Genomic DNA, 513 nt, shown 5'->3' on the forward strand with positions numbered 1-513 from the left:
CAAGGCCTCCGTCGAGGCCGCGGAACCCGCCGGGCGGGCGACGGCACAATGGGGGGCATGAGCCCCCTGCTGCCCCGTGGAAACCGCCGGGACCGCCGCGACCGCGACGAGCGCGGAGATCGCGGGAGAACGACGTCCGGACGGGCCGCCGTGCCCCCCGCCGAGCGCACCGTGACGCTGATCGGCAAGCCCGGCTGCCATCTGTGCGACGACGCGCGCCGGGTGATCGAGGAGGTCTGTGCGGAGACGGGCGCCTCCTGGGAGGAGCGGGACATCACGCAGGACGCGGAGCTGCACCGGTTGTACTGGGAACAGATTCCGGTCGTGCTCGTGGACGGCGCTCAGCACGACTTCTGGCGGGTGGACCCGGCCCGGCTGCGGCGCGCGCTGGGGGCGTAGCGCCCTCGCCGTTCCGGGTGGGCCCCTCGCCCACCGAGGCGGCGCGCCGGAGCCTTCCGAGGCGGCGGTCCGACGCCTTTCGGGGGCGCGCCCGCCCCGGCCCGGCCCCGTACC

Annotated in this window: 1 protein-coding gene; it reads left to right on the forward strand. The window is 76.4% G+C overall.

Annotation, left to right across the window (positions count from 1 at the left end):
- Positions 1-48 precede the first annotated feature (48 nt).
- A complete protein-coding gene (locus ACSNOD_RS31700; protein WP_436770517.1) occupies positions 49-399 on the forward strand; it encodes a glutaredoxin family protein in 351 nt (116 codons plus the stop codon).
- Positions 400-513 lie beyond the last annotated feature (114 nt).

The sequence above is a fragment of the Streptomyces sp. URMC 123 genome (assembly GCF_051386515.1).
GTDB lineage: Bacteria > Actinomycetota > Actinomycetes > Streptomycetales > Streptomycetaceae > Streptomyces.